Here is a 19,221-nt window from a genome sequence, read left to right on the forward strand (position 1 = left end):
CATAACAAGAATGGGCCGCCGCTGCTTTTGCCATGGGGACCGACATGGATTGGCTTTGGAAATTTCCGACGATGAACGACGACATGCTGCGCGACCTGAAAAGGGCCGTGGATGAAGGCTTTCGCGGCTTCACCCGCGCCTATGGCGACAGCATCGAAACCCTCTTCAGCCCGCTGCAGAGCTTCCTGATCTGGGCCGAACGGCTGCTGACCGGCGCGCCGTGGCCGGTGGTCATACTGGCCGTTGCCGGCATCGCCTGGCTCGCCAGCCGCAGCTGGAAGATCGTCATCGGCTGCGTCGTCACCCTGCTCCTGATCGGCTGGTTCGACATGTGGCAGGATACGATGAAGACAGTGTCGATGATCTTCGTCTGTACGGTGCTCTCGATCGTCATCGGCATTCCGATCGGCATCGGCATGTCGCGCTCGAACCGCATGCAGGGTATCGTCAATCCGGTGCTCGACGTCATGCAGACCATGCCGAGCTTCGTCTACCTGATCCCCGTCGTCATGCTGCTCGGCATCGGCCGCGTGCCCGGCGTCATCGCGGTCGTCATCTACGCTCTTCCCCCGATGATCCGCCTTACCAATCTCGGCATCCGCATGGTCGACAAGGACGTGCTGGAAGCTGCCGACGCCTTCGGCTCCTCCAGCTGGCAGAAGCTGCGCAATGTCCAGCTCCCCCTGGCGCTGCCGACCATCATGGCCGGCATCAACCAGACGATCATGATGGCGCTCGCCATGGTCGTCATCGCCTCGATGATCGGCGTCCAGGGCTTGGGACAGCCGGTGCTGAAGGCGATCGCCAACCAGTATTTCACCCTCGGCGTCTTCAACGGTCTCGCCATCGTCGGCATCGCCATCATCTTCGACCGCATCAGCCAGGCTTACGGTCTGCGCCTGCAGAAGCACCGGGAAATCGTGCATGGCTAGTCAATCGATCGAAATCCGCAGCCTCTACAAGATCTTCGGCCCCCGCGGCCGCGACTTCGTGGAAGCCGTCACCAAGGGCATGTCGAAGACCGAGCTCAACAAGGAGCACGGCCACGTTCTCGGCCTGAAGGACATCAACATCAGCATCCCCGGCGGTAGCATCACCGTCATCATGGGACTCTCCGGCTCCGGCAAGTCGACGCTGATCCGCCATATCAACCGGCTGATCGACCCGACATCGGGCGAAGTGCTTTATGGCGGCACCGACGTCTGCAAGATGAATGAGGAAGAGCTGCGCGAATTCCGCCGCCACAAGACGGCGATGGTCTTCCAGAAGTTCGGCCTGCTGCCGCATCGCACCGTGCTGCAGAACACCGTCTACGGCCTGGAAATCCAGGGCGTGCCGAAATCCGAGCGCGAGGCGCGCGCCGATATCTGGATCAAGCGGGTCGGTTTGGAGGGCTTCTCCAACCATTACCCGAACCAGCTTTCCGGCGGCATGCAGCAGCGCGTCGGCCTCGCCCGCGCGCTGACCAACGATGCGGATATCCTCCTCATGGACGAAGCCTATTCGGCGCTCGATCCGCTGATCCGCGTCGACATGCAGACCGTGCTTCTAGACCTGCAGAAGGAACTGAAGAAGACCGTCGTCTTCATCACCCATGACCTCGACGAGGCGCTGCGCCTCGGCGACAAGATCGCCATCCTGCGCGACGGCGAAGTGATCCAGCAGGGCACGGCGGCCGATATCGTCCTCAATCCGGCGAACGATTACATCGAGGCCTTCGTCAAGGAAGTGAACCGCGGCCGCGTCATCCGCATCGATGCGCTGATGGAGCCGCTGAGCAATCCCGCAGGCGAGTCCTCGGTCCGCATTCCCGGCAGCCACAATGTCGAGGAAGGCATGCGTGTGATGACGGAAAACAACGTGACGCAGGCGACCGTCACCGGCGAAAACGGCATGCCTGCCGGTCGCGTCTCGCTCGAGGGCCTGGTGCGCTGTCTGGTCCGCACCAACGACTAGATCAGGCGCGCGGTCCTCGCGGGCCGCGCGTTCTTCCTGTCAGAACTGACCTGCTTCAGGCGCCTGCAATTCCTCGATGGAATCGACGCGGTCGGGATAGAAGGCCATGTGGTCCTTGATCCCGGAAACCGCCGGATTGGGCGTCTCATAGGTCCAGATCGCGTTCTTCGACCGCTCTCCACCCGGCACAATGCTGTAATAGGATGCATCTCCCTTGTATGGGCAATGGGTGGAATGATCGGTGCGCGACAGCAGTGACATGTCGACATCCTTGCGCGGAATATACTGCACCGGCGGATAGGACGCCTCCCGCAGCGTCAGCGCATCATGCGTATCTGCAATCACCTTGCCGCCAAGCTTGACGACAACACGCGCCGGATTGCGCTCGACGCTGATCGGATGATCGGGTCCGGGAATCTTGATGGGCTTGCCTGACATCGGGGATCTCCAATGAGTGTGATTGGAGAGATAGGGAGGATGTGTCGGATGCCCAAGGGGCGGATGCAGGATTAAACCGCCTTCGCTCTTTTCCCTCATCGATCGCCGCAAACTGCCAATTGATACACCGCGCCCGGAGCCCCCTCACCCTACCCTCTCCCCGCTGGGGAGAGCGACTGTCTTCTGCGTCAAGCGTCTTGCCATGGTTTGTTGTCCCTGATGATGGCATTGAGGATGGTGAGGAGCTTTCGCATAGTTGCGACGATAGCGACGATCTTCGGCTTGCCTTGTGCGACGAGGCGATCGCGGAAGGTTCTGAGGGCGGGATTGTAGCGGCTGGCGACCAGAGCCGCCATGAACAGCACCGCGCGCACCTTGCCCCTGCCGCCGCCGATGAAGCTCTTGCCCTTCCACTTGCCCGATTGCCGCGTCCAGGGCGCAAGGCCTGCCAGCGACGCGATCTGGCGACGGTCGAGACTGCCGAGCTCTGGCATCTCGGCCAGCAACGTGCGCGCAGTCGCCGGCCCGACGCCCGGCACCGATGTCAGCAGCGCTTCGCGCACCCGCCAGACAGGCGACTTGCGGATATGGCCGTCCATATCGGCATCGATGCTGGCAAGCTCGCGCCTGAGTGCGGCGAGCAGGCGCTGGATACTCTTCTGCGCCTGCCTGTCGCGCACCATGCGCGCCCGGTTCTCTTCCGCCACGATCATCTGCACGATCTGCTGCCTGCGGCTGACGAGAGCCGACAGAGCTTGCGTCTCAGCATCGCGTAGCGGCGGGATAGCAGGCTTGGTCGCGGCAACGAAGGCGGCAATCACGGCCGCATCGATCGGATCGGTCTTGGCCCGGCGGCCGATCGCCTGCGCGTAGGCGCGCACTTGAGCAGGGTTGACGACCAGCACCGTCAATCCCGCCGCAGACAAGCCTGCTGTTGCCAGGGTCTCGAAACCGCCAGTCGCTTCGAGCGCGATTGCATCGGCGCCGATCGCCTTCAGGCGGCTGGTCAGTTCGCGGATGCCATCGTCGTCGTTGCCGACAGTAAAAGCCTCACCCTGCGGCCAGACGGCAACGTCGAGCCGCTCCTTCGAAACGTCGATACCGATGATCCTATCCATCTGATCCCATCCTTGCCTAATCGGGCTTTGCTTTCGCAAGCGGCCCTGGCGACTGTTCGGGTTCAATGGAACGGCGGGCGAGGACCCATGCTCTCCCGCGGGCTTGGTGTCCCAGAGGGGCCTCGGTCTCTCGCTCGCCACCGCTGAAGCCATCAAAGCCTCAAAGCCGGCGTTTGGGAAGTTACAAGGGGAAGTGAACGTTGCGGCTCCGGCGTCCCTTCTCCTCAGCGGGGAGAAGGTGGCCCAACGGGCCGGATGAGGGGGCCACAGGCACGGCATCTCCGTCCCCCCCTCTGCCATCAAAGAAGTACGGGGCGCCCGAAAGGGCGCCCCCTGCAAAATCAAACTGTGGCACTCCCGCGCCATCAACCCCAGCGATCCAACCCCAGCAGCTTGCGGCCCAGCGGCGTCAGTTCCGCCGTCGTCGCATTGTGCTTTTCCCATTCGCGCGGGTCACCCGGGAAGGCGTCGCGCTTCGGGCTGTCGAGTTCACGCCAGAGGCGGATGCGCTCTTCGCGTTCCTCGGCATTGTCGAATTCCGCCGGATGCATGGAGATATACTGCGCCATGCGGACGCGGTTTTCGGAGTGGTTGGGGCGAACGCCGTGGGCGAGCAGCGAGTTGAAGATCATCAGGTCGCCCGGCTCCATGCTGATATTCTCGGTCGAAAGGCCGGTCATATCAGGGTGCATCGGATCGCGATCTTCAGGCTGCGTCTTCACCCACTCGTCGTAATGCTCGAAGAGATAGGGAACGCACTGGAAGCCGCCGACATCGCCGTCCTGCTTCTTGAGGCTCAGCACCGCCTGCACGCCGATCGGCAGCGGGTCGATCGAGGTATCGACGTCCCAGTGGATGAAGCCGTTCGGATTGCCCTTGACCTTCTTCGGCGGGTTCAGGTTGGCGCGGTCGATCGTCACCCACAGGTCTTCGCGGTCCCAGATGTCGACGAACACGTCATAGACGCGCTTTTCCATCCGGTTGTCCCACAGAGCCTGGTGATTGTAGATCTCCAGCATGCCGGTGTTGTTGAGTTCCTTCATCTTGTGTTCGCGGCGCTGCGGCGCGTACCAGGTCGAAGGATCGTTCGGGTCCTTTTCGTCAAAACGCCAGAGCACCTCCACAAGCCGCTCGACATTCTCCGCAGGCACCGCCTGACGGACAATGACGTAGCCCTTCTTGGTCCAGTGCTGCCAGTCCTCCTCCGAGAGGACGCGAAGCGGAAGCTTCTTCTTGATATCCTTGAGCTGCGTGGTGCTCGACGAAGTGGTCGGATGCGCGTCGCGCTTGATGGCTGCTGCCTGCTGCATGTGTCTCTCCCATTGCCGTCATCCCTGTACTGTCAGGCGATGAGAGGAGTGTAGCCGCAAGCGCGCGGCGATGTTGCCCGCGTTTGGCGCCTTGTGATACTATTCTGGCGTCTTACATCAATCAGGCGCCCGATGAGAGCATTTCTCGAAGTCCTGCCCCGGCAATCCGATACCAGTTGGCCGATGCTCAACCGGCGGCTCGACGATGCCATTCCCTTCGAATGGCATCACCATCCGGAATTCGAGCTGACGCTGACGCTGAACTCCGCCGGTCAGCGCTTCATCGGCGATCACACCGGCGAATACGAGGATGGCGACCTCGTGCTGGTCGGCCCCAACCTGCCCCACACCTGGGCCTCGCGCGAGAAGCTCGACCCCGGCAAGCCGCATCGCGCCTTGGTTCTGTGGTTTCACCCCGAATGGATGCGGCAGATGACGGCGGGCGCCGTGGAGCTCAGGCCGATCGAGCAGCTGATGGCCCGCGGCCAGAACGGATTGCAGTTCTCCCGCCAGACCGGAGAGGCCGTCCGCGCCGAATTCGAGACGATCTTCGACCGTGAACCGGCCGAGCGCCTGCTGTCGCTACTCGCCATCCTCGGCCAGGTCGCAGCCGACAGCCAGGCCGTGCCGCTCGCCAGCGCGCCCGGCCATCAGCCGGCGCTGCAGGAAAGCCGCGAGCGCATCGACCGGGTGCTCACCCACCTGCATGTCAATTATGCCGGGCCGGTGACGCTGGAAGAGCTCGCCGATATCGCGGCGCTCAGCGTCTCCGGCCTGCACCGCATGTTCCGCCGCCACACCGGTACGACGGTTAGCGACTACCTGATCCGCATGCGCATCGGCGATGCCTGCGCCCGCCTCTCCTCGACGAACCAGCCGGTCGCCCATATCGCCGATGCCGTCGGATATGCGTCACTCGCCAATTTCAATCGCCAGTTCCGCGCCGAAAAGGGCATGACACCGCGCGATTACCGCGCCCATTTCCGCAAGGGCTAGGCCGGGCGCCTGCGCCTGCCGTTCAGCGCAAGCCCCAATACCGCGGCCAGCACGCAACCAATGCCCGCGATCTGATGCAGCCCGACCGGCTCGCCGAGCAGCAGGAAGGCGAAGATCACCGCCGAGACCGGCGCGATCGCCGTAAACAGCGAGGCCTCCGCCCCGCTCACCCTCTCCGCCCCCGCATACCAGAGCATGAACCCGGCGACCGTCGGCACCAGCGCGTAATAGACGACGGAGAGCAATGCCGCCGAGGACGCGGCCGGGAACGCATGGCTTTCGAAGACCGCCGGAATGGCCGCCGCGCAGAAGCCGATCGCCGTCATCAGCGTCGATTGCACCAGCGGCGCGATCTCCGTTCTCAGCCGCTTGTTGATCAGGATGAACAGCCCCTCGCAGAGCACCGCGCCGAAGATCAGAATGTCACCGCGCAGAGACCCACCGCCTGCCCCCGGCGCCAGCACGATCGAGAAGACGCCCGCCGCCGCAAGCCCGATCGCCAGGAGCAGGAAACGGTCCGGCCGCTCACGCAGCAGCAGGATCGAGATCCCGGCTGAAACCACCGGCAGCGTGCCGATGATCACCCCTGCATTGGCGGCCGACGTCATCGACAGGCCCGAGATCAGCAGCGTCGTATAACCAACGCTTCCGGCGGCCGCCTGAATGACCAGAATGATCCAGTCATGCCGCGAAAGCCTCGGCAGCCGGGCGCCGGTCAGCCGCATCAACAGCATGAAGCACGGAAGGGCCACGGCAAACCTCAGCGCCGTTGCCGTGAATGGCGGCAGTCCCGCCGAGATCAGCTTGCTGGCGATGACAGTGCTGCCGACCGTCGTCATTGCCAGCGTCAGATAGATGTAGCCCTGTTGTTTCGGTGTCATGAGAACTCCCCTGTATCGGGAGCGAGATGACGCCAAAGGTTCGCTGCGGTCTTGAAGGAAATTGCAGGCTCAGGAGCGGCCGCGGGCATAGACGCCGGGCGCCAGGCCATAACGCGCCGTGAATGCTCGGGTCATGTGGCTCTGGTCGGCAAAGCCGCTGGCGGCAGCAACCTCGGCAAGCGGCATTCTGCCGATCAGCCGCCGCGCCAGATGCACCCGCGCCTGCACCAGATAGGCATGCGGCGTCAGCCCCGTCGCCCGGCTGAAGGCGCGAACGAGCTGGAAGCGGCTGAGGCCGCTTTCGCGTGCCATCCGGGCAAGCGAGATATCCCCGCAGGGATCGTCATCGATGAGATCTCGGGCACGGGCAACCGAGGACGGAAGTGACTGATCGGCCTCCACCTCGCCGCCCTCGCGCAAGATATCCGCCGTCAGGCCGAGGAGCAGCTCCTCTGAGCGCATCGCATCCGCTTCGCCGGTGACGGCCGCAAACAGCACCTGAAAGCGCCGGGCGATCGCGCCGTCGCGCATGACGGGCTGCGGGATCTCGAAACGCATCGAAGAGCCCTCGGCCGCCTCCGCAGCCAGGCTCAGAAACATGTCGGGATCGAAATAGAGGATGCGCCAGGCGCGCGCATCGCCGACGGGCATGCCGTCATGCACCTCGTTCGGATTGACGGTGATGACATCACCCGCTTCGGCCTCGACCATGCCGCGGCCACTGAGCGATTTCTGCGCGCCGCGATGGATCAGCCCGATGCCGAACTGCTCGTGCGTATGGCGGGAGAAGCTCCGGCCCGTCGCAGCCTCGACGGCCTCAACACCGGATACCGCCGAGCGGTGCATCCTGAAACCGCCATCCATACCACACTCCTCTTCGAACGGAAGAGTGCCAGCCCGCGGGCTGCGGCGCAAGATTGGCGATCAGTGGACCGTCTGCGGTCCGAATTCTTCGGAGAGGATCAGCAGCGCGTCTTCAAGGGCTGCGACCAGGATATCGGTCAGTTCGTCCGACTTGTTTTCGAGGAAACGGAGGGCGACGGCCTCATCCTGGGTTTCGAGGTAATGCTCGATATCGTTCGACATATCATCGTCCTTTCATTCACCGCAACATCGGCGATGGAGGAAGAATAGGAGGGCTGTCTTGCGCAGGGCTGACCCTATTCCGGGAAGCGCCTGCTGCGCCACTGGCTGCGCGGCACCGCACTGCCGACATCGAGCGCGAAGGAAACGATTGCCGTCGCATCCTCGTTGACCTCGCAGCGGAACTGCACGTCGTACCAGGTCTCGGCGGTGCGGAAGGCGCCGCGCTTGACGTCGAGCACCGTACCCTTGGCGAGCCCATACATCGGCACGATCACCGGCCGGTAGGCGGGCGATCCATGCACCAGCTGCTCACGAAGCTCGGTGCTGCAGAGCTGCGCCGCACGCCGCCCGCGGGGAATGCCGAGCATCGCCGTCCGCGCCACGGGGTCATCGCTCTCGTCAGGCGAAAACAGCGTCTTCGCCTCGGCAAGCTCATCCTTCTTCGGCGCATCCGGCTTGTCCGGCTCGGTCGGTTTCTGCTCGACCGGCTTTGCCTGCTCGATGCTGGTCACGGCCTCGCCGGCAGCATCGACGGCAGGCGCATTATTCTGCGAATGCGCGTCGGCGATATCCACCTGCGGCAGATCGATATCGTCAGGCACGGGCTTGGCCGGCGGCTCCTTCGGCGCATCCGGCTTGTCGCCGGCATCGGCCGCGGGCTTCGGCTCGCCGGTCTCGTCCTTGTGGTCGGGCGCGCTGGTCGCCGGCTTCACTTCGCCTGTGGACGAATTGCCAGCGTCGGATTTTTTCGGACCACTATCCTTGTCGCCGAACTGGAACACGGGTTTCAGAACCGGCATCGGCGCACCCTGCCCCTGCTTGCCATCGGCCTGCTTGTTCTCTGCTTGCTGCTCGGCCTTCGGCGGTTCGGCTTTCGGCTGCTCGGCTTTCTTCTCTTCCGGCGGAGGCGGAGGCGGTGGTGGCGGCGGAGGTGGTGGCTCCTGCTTTGCCTGTTCCTCCGGCTTCTTTTCCTCGGGTTTCGGCTCTTCCGCCTTCTTCTCTTCAGCCTTCTTTTCTTCAGGGGGCGGCGGAGGCGGCTCTTCCTTTGCCTTCTCCTCGGGCTTTTTCTCCTCCGGCGGCGGCGGTGGAGGCGGCTCCTCCTTCTTCGCCTGCTCTTCCGGCTTCTTCTCTTCCGGCTTCGGCTCTTCCTTCTTTTCCTCCGGCGGCGGCACGAGATCGACCTGTACGGCCTCCTCCTTCTCCGGCTCCGTCTGCGGCAGCGGCATCTTGAACAACAGGACGGCCGCGACCAGGGCATGCAGCGCGATCGACGCCGCCACACCTGAACTGATCCCTGCCAAACGCTTGTTCGTTAGCTTCTGCATGCCACCATTAAACCACGTGATGCCGATGTGGCGTCAAAAGCAGGCAGCATCAAGCCGCAAAAGGAAAAGGGGCACGATTTCCCGGCAATTTGCCGTGAAGAGCTCAGTCCGCCGCCCCGTCATCGGCAACCAGATTGTGCTCCCGCCACAAATCCTTCGGAATGGCGTCGCCGATCGCAAAGGCAAAGGAGCGCACCGCCCCCGAGCCCTCGTCCACCTCGCAGCTGAAGCGGATCGCGTACCAGAGGCGCTTGCTGCGGAATGCGCCGCCTTTCACTTCGATGCTCCCGCCCCTGATCCGCTCCGGCGCCATCGCATAGGGCGCGATCGCGTCCGGATTGCTGCCGGGACGCGTTCTGCGAACCTGCTCCATGGCCTCGAGACCGCAAAGCTGCAGATTGCGCTCGTCACCGGAGAGCTGCCGCAATGCCGCCCGCGCCTTCTTGCTGCGGGGATCGCTGAGCACGCCACCAGAGAAAAGCTGCCGGGCCGGAACCAGTGCATCCGGGGCCGGAGCCGGCTTGATCACCGGCGGCACCAGCACCCTGCCCGGCGCTTCGGCCGCCGGGGGCGCAAGTGGCGCGGCGGGCGCTTGCTGCGGCTGTGGCCTGATGTCTGCAGGCGGTGCTGCGGGCTCGGATCGAGTGGCGGCAGGCACGATTTCCACGCTGACGCTATCGTCAGGCGGCGTGCGAAAAATCCGCGGCTTCGGCAGATAGATCAGAAGCAGGGCGAGACAAGCGGCATGCAGCGCAAGCGACGCCGGCCCACCCCAGCCGACCCTCTCCTCGAACGAGCGCGCCGCGACAGCCATCAGACTGGGCGATAGTGGAAGCAGGAGGCATTCATCATGCTGCGGCCCGTTGCTCGTGAAACTGCGCCCATCCTCAATTCGATTATGGCGGGACGGAGGCAGCGAGCGTGCCGGTTGTATCCCGCCAAAAGAAAAGCCCGGCACTGAGGCCGGGCTTTCGATGTCGTCGTGTCGTTCGCTTAGCTGTCGAGGAACGAGCGCAGCTTGCGCGAGCGGCTCGGGTGCTTGAGCTTGCGCAACGCCTTCGCTTCGATCTGGCGGATACGTTCGCGGGTAACCGAGAACTGCTGACCGACCTCTTCGAGCGTGTGGTCGGTGTTCATGCCGATCCCGAAGCGCATGCGAAGAACACGTTCTTCGCGCGGCGTCAGCGAGGCCAGAACCCGGGTCGTCGTCTCGCGCAGGTTCGCCTGGATGGCGGCGTCGATCGGCAGCAGCGCGTTCTTGTCCTCGATGAAATCGCCGAGGTGTGAATCTTCTTCGTCACCAACCGGTGTTTCGAGCGAGATCGGTTCCTTGGCGATCTTCAGGACCTTGCGGACCTTTTCGAGCGGCATGGCGAGCTTTTCGGCCAGTTCTTCCGGCGTCGGCTCGCGGCCGATTTCGTGCAGCATCTGGCGCGAGGTACGAACGATCTTGTTGATCGTTTCGATCATGTGCACCGGAATACGGATCGTGCGGGCCTGGTCGGCGATCGAGCGGGTGATCGCCTGACGGATCCACCACGTCGCATAGGTCGAGAACTTGTAACCGCGGCGGTATTCGAACTTGTCGACCGCCTTCATCAGGCCGATATTGCCTTCCTGAATGAGGTCGAGGAACTGCAGACCGCGGTTCGTGTACTTCTTGGCGATGGAGATGACGAGGCGAAGGTTCGCTTCGACCATTTCCTTCTTGGCGATACGCGCTTCGCGCTCGCCCTTCTGCACCATGTGCACGATGCGGCGGAATTCCGAGATCGAAATGCCGGTTTCCGTTGCGAGATTCTGGATCTCCTGGCGGATGTCGCGGATCGTGGTGTTTTCGCCCTTGGCGAATTCCTTCCAGCCGCGGGCGGCCAGATTGGCAATCGACTTCATCCAGTTCGGGTCGAGCTCGGCGCCCTGGTACTGTTCCAGGAAGCTGTCGCGCTTGACGCCGTAGGATTCGGCTAGACGCAGCAGGCGGCCTTCGTTCTGCACGAGGCGCTTGTTGATGTCGTAAAGCTGCTCGACCAGAGCCTCGATGCGGTTCTGGTTCAGCGAGAGCGACTTGACGGCCTTGATCAGCTCGTCCTTGAGCTCCTTGTAGCGGCGCTCCTGGGCTGAAGACAGCGTGCCGGTCGCGGCAAGGCGCTGCTCGACCTGCTGGTCCTGCAGCTTGCGCAGCTTCTTGTAGGTCTCGGCGATCAGGTCGAGAGTTTCCATGACCTGCGGGCGAAGCTCTGCTTCCATCGCGGCGAGCGAGAGGTTGGACTCGTCTTCGTCCTCTTCCTCTTCCTCGATCGGCATGCCTTCGCCGCCGACATCGGTGATGTCGTCGTCACCCGAACGGGCGCGGCGGGTCTTTTCCTTCTCTTCAGCCGCCTTGCGGTCGGCTTCGATCTTCTCGGGGCTCTGGAACTGCGGAGCAGCCTTGGCTTCCGGACCGGAATAGGTGGTTTCGAGATCGATGATCTCGCGCAGCAGCGTCGTGCCTTCGTTCAGTTCGTCGCGCCAGATGATGATGGCCTGGAAGGTCAGCGGGCTCTCGCAGAGACCGGCGATCATCGTTTCGCGGCCAGCCTCGATGCGCTTGGCGATGGCGATTTCGCCTTCGCGCGACAGAAGCTCGACGGAACCCATTTCGCGCAGATACATGCGCACCGGATCGTCGGTACGATCGGTCGGTTCCTTCTTCTTCGTGGTCGCAAGCGCAGTGCCGCTCGAAGGCGCGAGTTCGCCGCCTTCGTTGTCGTCATCGCTGCCGCTGTCGTCGTCGTCGCTGCCGGCGCCGCCCTGGGCTTCCTCAGCTTCTTCGTCCTCGATCACGTTGATGCCCATGTCGGACAGCATCGCCATCGTGTCTTCGATCTGTTCGGACGTCACTTCTTCGGACGGAAGAACGGCGTTCAGCTCGTCCATCGTCACATAGCCGCGCTTCTTCGCGGCCTTGATCATCTTCTTGACCGCGTCATCGGAAAGATCGAGAAGAGGGCCGTCGGTTGCGCCGTCGCGTTCGACTTCCGCTTCTTCGTTCTCTTTGACCTTCGTTGCCATTTATGTCGTCGCCTTCCTGACGCTATCCAAACTCGCTGGTGCGAAGCCGCTTCGAAACGCGCGCATCAACGCTCGCTTCGAATCAATTTCACCCACCTAACGGGATGACCTTTAAAGCCTGATTAACCACGATTGCCGGCGCCGGATGACAGAGCTTCAATGCTTCGAAAATTCCGGCCATGGTTTGTGCGATCCGCCTTGACCCAAGTTCACCGCTTCAAGTCGAACGGTGATTCCCACAATTTTTGATCTCGTCAAGCTTTTCCACAAAAAAAGCCGCCGAAAACACGGAAAATGCCTTATCCACAGGCAGAGGAACCGCTCAAGCGATTGCCAGCCTTAGATAGGATGTCACCGGTGAAAGACAAGAGCGCAAAGCTCATGCGCCCTCATATCCGAGTCAACTGCGGTTTTATAGTGGCCTGAAGAGCATCTCGTCCAGGCTGCCGCAGTATAGATCATTACCGCGGCAGGCCATCATAGGGGTTGATCTTCAACGACCCGAGATCGATCGCCGGAACGCAGCGCAGCTTGATCGCGCCATCGCCGTTCCGTCAGGCGCGGTCGCCTCGCTGTTTACATCCAATCCATCACCACCTTGCCGGAATTGCCCGAGCGCATCGCCTCGAAGCCATCGCGGAATTCGTCGATCTTGATGCGGTGCGTGATGACCGGCGACAGGTCGAGCCCGCCCTGCACGAAGGCGATCATCTTGTACCAGGTCTCGAACATCTCGCGGCCATAGATGCCCTTGAGGTTCAGCATCTTGAAGATCACCTTGTTCCAGTCGATCTCGAAACCGGCCGGTGCAATGCCGAGGATGGCGATCTTGCCGCCATTGTTCATCTTGTCGATCATGTCGCGGAAAGCAGGTGCCGCACCCGACATTTCGAGACCGACGTCGAAGCCCTCTGTCATGCCGATCGACTTCATGACGTCGGCCAGGTTTTCCTTCGAGGCGTCGACGACATAATCGATGCCGAGCTTGCGGGCGAGATCGAGGCGGTTCGGGTTGATGTCAGTGATGACGACTTTTCGGGCGCCCGAACGCTTGGCGACCAGCGCGCCCATGATGCCGATCGGACCGGCGCCGGTGACCAGCACGTCTTCGCCGACGAGGTCGAAGGAGAGCGCCGTGTGAACGGCATTGCCGAACGGATCGAAGATCGCGGCGATCTCATCCGGAATATCATCCGGGATCGGCACGACATTGGCTTCCGGAATGCAGACGAACTCGCCGAACGAGCCCGGCCGGTTGACGCCGACGCCGAGCGTGTTGCGGCAGAGATGGCCCCTGCCCGCCCGGCAGTTGCGGCACTTGCCGCAGACGATATGTCCCTCACCGGAGACACGCTCGCCGACATGGTATTTGGTGACCGCGGAGCCGACCTCGGCGATCTCGCCGCAGAATTCGTGGCCGACGACCATAGGCACAGGAATGGTCTTCTGCGCCCACTGGTCCCAGTTCCAGATATGCACGTCGGTACCGCAGATCGCCGACTTCTTCACGCGGATCAGCACGTCGTTCGGGCCGACCTCGGGAACCGGCACGGTCTCCATCCAGAGCCCGACCTCCGCCTTCGACTTCACCAGCGCCTTCATCATGTTCGACATCAGATTATTTCCTCTTGGCTTCCGCTGGCTCCACCTTCCCTTCTCCCCTCGGGGAGAAGGTGCCCGCAAGGGCGGATGAGGGGGCTGCGCGGCACGGCATCAATTAATTTGCAATATAGCTAGAGGCCCCCTCATCCCCGGTGCAACGAGTTGCACCTGAAACCTTCGGGCCACCTTCTCCCCCAGGGGAGAAGGGAAGAGGCCGCAAGCCTTCAGATAACCCCAAGCTCCCTGCCCGCTTCCGCAAACACCGCAATCGCCCGCTCGACATCAACAGTCGAATGCGCCGCCGACATCTGGGTGCGAATACGCGCCTGGCCCTTCGGCACCACCGGGAAGGAGAAGCCGACGACGTAGACGCCCTTCTTCAGCATCAGCGCCGCCATATCCTGCGCCAGCTTCGCATCGCCGAGCATCACCGGAATGATGGCATGCCCTTCGCCGGCCAGCGTGAAGCCGAGCTTGGTCATTTCGGAGCGGAACAGCGTGGCATTGGCCGTCAGCTTCTCGCGCAGCGCATCGCCGTTCTCGATCAGGTCGAAGACCTTCAGCGAAGCAGCCGCAATGACCGGCGCCAGCGTGTTCGAGAACAGGTAGGGCCGCGAACGCTGCCGTAGCCAGTCGATCACTTCGGCCTTGCCGGACGTATAGCCGCCTGAAGCACCGCCAAGTGCCTTGCCGAGCGTGCCGGTGATGATATCCACCCGTCCCTCGACGCCGCAATATTCGGCCGAGCCGCGACCGTTCTTGCCGACGAAGCCGACGGCATGGCTGTCATCGACCATGACCATCGCGCCATATTTGTCGGCGAGATCGCAGACACCCTGCAGATTGGCGATGATGCCGTCCATCGAGAACACGCCATCGGTGGCGATCATCTTGAAGCGGCTGCCTTCGGCCTTCTTCAGCTCTTCTTCGAGTGCCGCCATATCGTTGTTGGCATAGCGGAAGCGCTTGGCCTTGGAGAGACGCACGCCGTCGATGATCGACGCATGGTTCAGCGCATCGGAAATGATCGCATCCTCTTCGCCGAGCAGCGTCTCGAAGAGACCGCCATTGGCGTCGAAGCAGGAGGAATAAAGGATGGTATCTTCCATGCCGAGGAACGAGGAGATGCGCGCCTCGAGCTGCTTGTGCTCCTCCTGCGTACCGCAGATGAAGCGCACTGACGCCATGCCGTAGCCATACCGGTCGAGCGCCGCCTTGCCGGCCTCGGCGAGCTCCTCGTTGTCGGCGAGACCGAGATAATTGTTGGCACAGAAATTCAGAACCCGCTCGCCCGAAGCGACGGCAATTTCACCGGCCTGCTTCGAGGTGATGACCCGCTCGGACTTGTAAAGCCCGGCTTCCTTCAGAGAGGCGAGCTCGGTCGTGAGATGTGAGAGAAATGCTTTTGTCATTGTAAACGCCAATACCCCTAAAATTTCCTCCGACGGGCGCTGCAATTAGCACAAAGCAAGTGCAGATGTCCCCGATCCGGTACGAAATATTTTCGGTTTGGCTATTTCAACAGCGCGACGCTATCGCGCGCTCTCACTCATCATGACTGAGGATCACGTCCAGAAACGCCTCGCCATAGCGCTCGAGCTTCGACTGGCCGACGCCGGAGATATCCAGCATCTCCTTGCGGCTGCGGGGCCGCTCGGTGGCGAAGGCGATCAGCGTCGTGTCGGGGAAGACGACATAGGGCGGCACGCCGAGCGATTTGGCGATCGACGTGCGTTCGGCCCTCAGCGCCTCGAAGAGCAGACCGTCGGCGCCCGACAGACCGGCATGCCGGTTGGTGCGCTCGGCCTTGCGGCTACTGCGCCCGGCGACCGCCCGGTCCTTGCGGAACAACACCTGCCGCTCGTGCTTGAAGACGGCGCGCGCCTCCGCCTCCAGCTTCATCGCGCCATAGGCGTCGTGATCGATACGGACCAGTCCCATCGCCAGCAGCTGCCGGAAGATCGATTGCCAGGTTTTCGCGGCGATATCCTTGCCGGCACCGAAGACCGGCATGTCGACATGGCCGAAACGCTCGGTCTTCTCGTTGACGTTGCCAAGCAGCACATCGATGACGTGGCCGGTGCCGAAGCGCTCGCCGGTGCGGTAGACGGCGGCGAGCGCCTTGATCGCCGCTTCCGTGCCGTCCCAGGTCTCGACGGGCTTGGTGCAGGTGTCACAGCTGCCGCAACCGCCTGCATGCGCCTCGCCGAAATGCGCCAGGATCGCCTGGCGGCGGCAGGAGGCGGTCTCGCAGATGGCGAGCAGCGCGTTCAGCTTGCCGCGCTCAATGCGCTTGATCTCGTCGGCCGCATTGCCTTCATCGATCATCCGCCGCCGCTGGATGACATCGGCCATGCCATAGGCCATCCAGACTTCCGACGGCAGGCCATCGCGTCCGGCACGGCCGGTCTCCTGATAATAGGCCTCGACAGAACCCGGCAGATCGAGATGGGCGACATAGCGCACATTCGGCTTGTCGATGCCCATGCCGAAGGCGACGGTGGCAACGAGGCAGAGCTCGTCTTCCTTCAGGAACGCATCCTGATTGGCGTCGCGCATCGCCCGGTCCATGCCGGCGTGATAGGCGAGCGCCCGGATGCCCTGCGTGTTCAGCCACTCGGCCGTATCCTCGACCTTGGCGCGTGACAGGCAATAGACGATGCCGCTATTGCCCTTGTGCCCGGACAAAAACCGCAGCAGCTGCTGACGCGGCTGGTCGCGCTCGACGATTTCGTAGGCGATGTTCGGCCGGTCGAAGCTCGTGGTGAAGACCTCGGCATTGCCGAGCCTCAGCCGCTCGATGATGTCTTCGCGCGTATGCGGATCGGCCGTCGCCGTCAGCGCGATGCGCGGCACGCCCGGATAGTGCTCCGAAAGCCTGCCGAGCTCGCGATATTCCGGCCGGAAGTCATGTCCCCACTGGGAGACACAGTGCGCTTCGTCGATCGCAAACAGCGCGATCCGGGCCTCGCCGATGATCTCGCGGAAGCCCTCCATCAGGATGCGCTCGGGCGTCACGTAGAGGAGATCGAGATTGCCGGACGAGATCGCCCGGCGGATATCGACATATTCCTCGCGGGTGATCGTCGAGTTCAGTGCCGCGGCGCGGATGCCGAGCTGCTTCATCGCCTCCACCTGATCGCGCATCAGCGCAATCAGCGGCGAAACGACGATGCCGAGACCCTCGCGGCAGAGCGCCGGGATCTGGAAGCAGAGCGATTTGCCCGCCCCCGTCGGAAACAGCACGACGGCATCGCCGCCCGAGGTCACGTGCTCGACGACCTGCTGCTGCTTGCCGCGGAAGGCCGGATAGCCATAGACCCGCTTGAGGATATCGAGCGGCGCTTTGCCGCTGCCGAACAGCGCGCTGCCCGCCGAAAATGAAGGCTCGCTACTATCCATCAATGGCTCGCCGCACCCTTGACCCGGCCGGAGAGCACGCCGAAGCCGTCGATGATCGCCTCCTGGTTCTCAAGCCGCAATCCTTCGAAATGCACTTCCTGCAGCGCGCGCATCAGCTGGTCGATGATCTCGGCATTGCCCTCTTCGGTCGCCTCGGCGATCTCGCGCTCGAGCTCGATCTTCTGCCAGCGCAGCGCCTTGGCGCGTTTGTGGAAGGCCAGCGCCTGGCGGTAGCCCTCGCGTGCGTCCTCCATCGCCGCCTGCTCGGTCGCGGTCCACAGGCGCGCATTGCGCACCTGCTGATCAAGCCCCTTCAAGAGACCGGTGAAGTCCTGGCGCTCGAGCTCCTCGAAAAGATACTCGCGCGTCAGATGTGGGCTGGCGACCATCGCTGCCGCACCCAGCATCGCCGACCACAGCCGCTGCAGATCGCGATTGTCGTATTCGATGGCGGCGATCTCGTCATACTCGTCCTGCATCAGCGCCGGATGGTTGATGACGGTCAGTGCCAGCACGCTTTCGCGCAACGCCGGAATTTCCTGATGGCCACGCACAAGTCCGGAGCGGGCGAGCCGCTCGGAAACCAGGTTGACCGTGCGCGCACCGCCCGGCGAAGGCCGCCCCTGCCCGTCCTTGCCGCGGAAATTGCCACCGCCGCCGCCCCGTTCGAAGCTGCGCCGGTCGTTGCCGCGGTTCTGAAACTGCGGCTGGAAGAACTTGTTGAGACGGTCGCGGATATCCTGCTGGTAATGGCGGCGGACGTTCTCGTCGCCGATCACCGACACCATCTGCTTCAGCCGCGCCTCGAGCTCGGCGCGCGCTTCCGGCGTATCGAAACCGCCGCCGCCGGCCTCGCGGCCCCAGAGCATTTCGGCCAGTGGCTTCGCCTGGCTCATCACCTTGTCGAACGGCGCCCGGCCCTCGTTGCGCACGAGATCGTCAGGGTCCTTGCCGTCAGGCAGCAGCGCAAAGCGCACGGTGCGCCCCGGCTTCAGATGCGGCAGCGCCAGATCAGCAGCGCGGTTGGCGGCGCGGATACCGGCGCCATCGCCATCGAAGCAGAGCACCGGCTGCGACGTCATCTTCCAGAGAAGATCGAGCTGATTCTCGGTCAGAGCCGTTCCGAGCGGCGCCACGGCATTCTCGACACCCGCCTGATGCAGGGCGATGACATCCATATAGCCTTCGACGGCAATCACCGTCGGCTCTCCGTCCGCCCCCTGCAGCGAGCGGCGCGCGCGGGCGAAATTGTAGAGCACCTGTCCCTTGTGGAAGAGCTCGGTCTCGTTCGAGTTCAGATATTTCGCCGGCGCGTCCGGCGACATGGCGCGGCCACCGAAGGCGATCACCTTTTCCCGCGATGACAGGATCGGAAACATGATTCGATCGCGGAACCGGTCGTAGCTGACCGGAATGTCGGACCCGTGCACGACGAGACCGCAGGCCTCGATCTGCTCCTTGCCGACACCCTTGCCCGACAGAAACTCTTTCAGCGCATTGCGGCTGTCGGGCGCAAAGCCGAGTCGAAAGGTCTCGATCGTCCGTCCGGTCAGGCCGCGGTCGCGCAGATAGGCCCGCGCGCGTGCGCCATTCGCCGTCTGCAGCTGGTCCTGGAAGAACTGTGTGGCGAGTTCCATGACATCGAGAAGCGAGGTCCGCTCCTTCTCGCGCTTCTCCATCGCCGGATCGGCGACCGGCATCGGCACGCCCGCCATATCGGCGATCTGCTGCACGGCCTCGGGGAAGCTCAAGCCTTCGAGCTCGGTCAGGAACCGGAAATGATCGCCGGTGACCCCACAGCCGAAGCAATGGTAGCGGCCCTTGCGATCCTCGCAATGGAAGCTCGGCGACTTCTCGCCATGGAACGGGCAGCAGGCCCAATAGTCGCCGCGCGGCACATTGGTCTTGCGCTTGTCCCAACTGACACGCCGGCCGATCACATCCGAAATCTGGACGCGGTCGCGTATGTCATCGAGAAAGGAATTGGAAAAGCGCATCAGAACCTCGTGGTGAGCCATCATATAAGCAGGTTTGCCGCAGGTCGCCACGCACTTTG

Annotated in this window: 16 protein-coding genes; 3 read left to right on the forward strand and 13 right to left on the reverse strand. The window is 63.0% G+C overall.

Translation table 11 applies throughout. The annotated features are described in order from the left end of the window. Window positions 1-44 precede the first annotated feature (44 nt). Window positions 45-932 (forward strand): ABC transporter permease, encoded by an 888-nt coding sequence (locus tag ACEN84_RS21550; RefSeq protein WP_112715641.1) that lies wholly within the window; start codon window positions 45-47, stop codon window positions 930-932. After that, a complete protein-coding gene (locus ACEN84_RS21555) occupies window positions 925-1,956 on the forward strand; it encodes a quaternary amine ABC transporter ATP-binding protein (protein ID WP_413709862.1) in 1,032 nt (343 codons plus the stop codon). The genes ACEN84_RS21550 and ACEN84_RS21555 overlap by 8 nt, the downstream gene beginning before the upstream one ends. A 39-nt stretch (window positions 1,957-1,995) precedes the next feature. On the opposite strand, the gene ACEN84_RS21560 is transcribed toward ACEN84_RS21555, so the two are convergent. The 3 genes from ACEN84_RS21560 to ACEN84_RS21570 form a co-directional block, all read right to left on the reverse strand. Further along, entirely contained in the window at window positions 1,996-2,394 is a 399-nt protein-coding gene (locus tag ACEN84_RS21560) for a DUF427 domain-containing protein (RefSeq protein ID WP_413709863.1), read from the reverse strand. A gap of 188 nt (window positions 2,395-2,582) precedes the next feature. Further along, the gene (locus tag ACEN84_RS21565) at window positions 2,583-3,512 is read right to left on the reverse strand and encodes an IS110 family transposase (RefSeq protein ID WP_413709864.1); all 930 of its coding nucleotides are present in this window, start codon (window positions 3,510-3,512) and stop codon (window positions 2,583-2,585) included. 365 nt (window positions 3,513-3,877) lie between these two features. Continuing rightward, the gene (locus ACEN84_RS21570; RefSeq protein ID WP_413709865.1) at window positions 3,878-4,822 is read right to left on the reverse strand and encodes a phytanoyl-CoA dioxygenase family protein; all 945 of its coding nucleotides are present in this window, start codon (window positions 4,820-4,822) and stop codon (window positions 3,878-3,880) included. Between the two features lie 132 nt (window positions 4,823-4,954). Here ACEN84_RS21570 and ACEN84_RS21575 point away from each other — a divergent pair, with 132 nt between their 5' ends. Further along, a complete protein-coding gene (locus ACEN84_RS21575) occupies window positions 4,955-5,818 on the forward strand; it encodes a helix-turn-helix domain-containing protein (RefSeq protein ID WP_413709866.1) in 864 nt (287 codons plus the stop codon). Here ACEN84_RS21575 and ACEN84_RS21580 read toward each other — a convergent pair. The 10 genes from ACEN84_RS21580 to dnaG all read right to left on the reverse strand — a co-directional run bounded on the left by ACEN84_RS21580 (window position 5,815) and on the right by dnaG (window position 19,162). Beyond that, complete coding sequence (locus ACEN84_RS21580) at window positions 5,815-6,699, reverse strand: DMT family transporter (protein WP_413709867.1); 885 nt, start codon at window positions 6,697-6,699, stop codon at window positions 5,815-5,817. The genes ACEN84_RS21575 and ACEN84_RS21580 overlap by 4 nt on opposite strands. 69 nt (window positions 6,700-6,768) lie before the next feature. Further along, on the reverse strand, window positions 6,769-7,563 hold the full coding sequence (locus ACEN84_RS21585; protein ID WP_413709868.1) for an AraC family ligand binding domain-containing protein: 795 nt from the start codon (window positions 7,561-7,563) through the stop codon (window positions 6,769-6,771). Between the two features lie 60 nt (window positions 7,564-7,623). Further along, window positions 7,624-7,785, reverse strand: a complete 162-nt coding sequence (locus ACEN84_RS21590; protein ID WP_199626942.1) for a hypothetical protein — start codon at window positions 7,783-7,785, stop codon at window positions 7,624-7,626. A 74-nt stretch (window positions 7,786-7,859) separates the two neighbouring features. Next, entirely contained in the window at window positions 7,860-9,110 is a 1,251-nt protein-coding gene (locus tag ACEN84_RS21595) for a DUF930 domain-containing protein (RefSeq protein ID WP_413709869.1), read from the reverse strand. A 103-nt stretch (window positions 9,111-9,213) separates the two neighbouring features. Beyond that, window positions 9,214-9,924 (reverse strand): DUF930 domain-containing protein, encoded by a 711-nt coding sequence (locus tag ACEN84_RS21600; RefSeq protein ID WP_413709870.1) that lies wholly within the window; start codon window positions 9,922-9,924, stop codon window positions 9,214-9,216. 179 nt (window positions 9,925-10,103) lie between these two features. Further along, window positions 10,104-12,161 (reverse strand): RNA polymerase sigma factor RpoD, encoded by a 2,058-nt coding sequence (rpoD, locus tag ACEN84_RS21605; RefSeq protein WP_112715661.1) that lies wholly within the window; start codon window positions 12,159-12,161, stop codon window positions 10,104-10,106. Window positions 12,162-12,737: 576 nt separating this feature from the next. Further along, window positions 12,738-13,775, reverse strand: coding sequence for an L-threonine 3-dehydrogenase (gene tdh / locus ACEN84_RS21610; protein WP_112715663.1), 1,038 nt, complete (start codon window positions 13,773-13,775; stop codon window positions 12,738-12,740). Window positions 13,776-13,987: 212 nt separating this feature from the next. After that, on the reverse strand, window positions 13,988-15,175 hold the full coding sequence (locus tag ACEN84_RS21615) for a glycine C-acetyltransferase (RefSeq protein WP_413709871.1): 1,188 nt from the start codon (window positions 15,173-15,175) through the stop codon (window positions 13,988-13,990). Between the two features lie 133 nt (window positions 15,176-15,308). Continuing rightward, window positions 15,309-17,165 carry a DNA helicase RecQ gene (gene recQ, locus ACEN84_RS21620; protein ID WP_413709872.1) on the reverse strand — a complete coding sequence of 619 codons (1,857 nt, stop codon included), beginning with the start codon at window positions 17,163-17,165 and terminating at the stop codon, window positions 15,309-15,311. After that, the gene (gene dnaG / locus ACEN84_RS21625; RefSeq protein ID WP_413709873.1) at window positions 17,165-19,162 is read right to left on the reverse strand and encodes a DNA primase; all 1,998 of its coding nucleotides are present in this window, start codon (window positions 19,160-19,162) and stop codon (window positions 17,165-17,167) included. Before dnaG ends, recQ begins: the two co-directional genes overlap by 1 nt. Between the last annotated feature and the right edge of the window lie 59 nt (window positions 19,163-19,221).

Origin of the sequence: Rhizobium sp. Rhizsp82 (assembly GCF_047325115.1) — a bacterium.
Classification (GTDB): Bacteria; Pseudomonadota; Alphaproteobacteria; order Rhizobiales; family Rhizobiaceae; genus Rhizobium.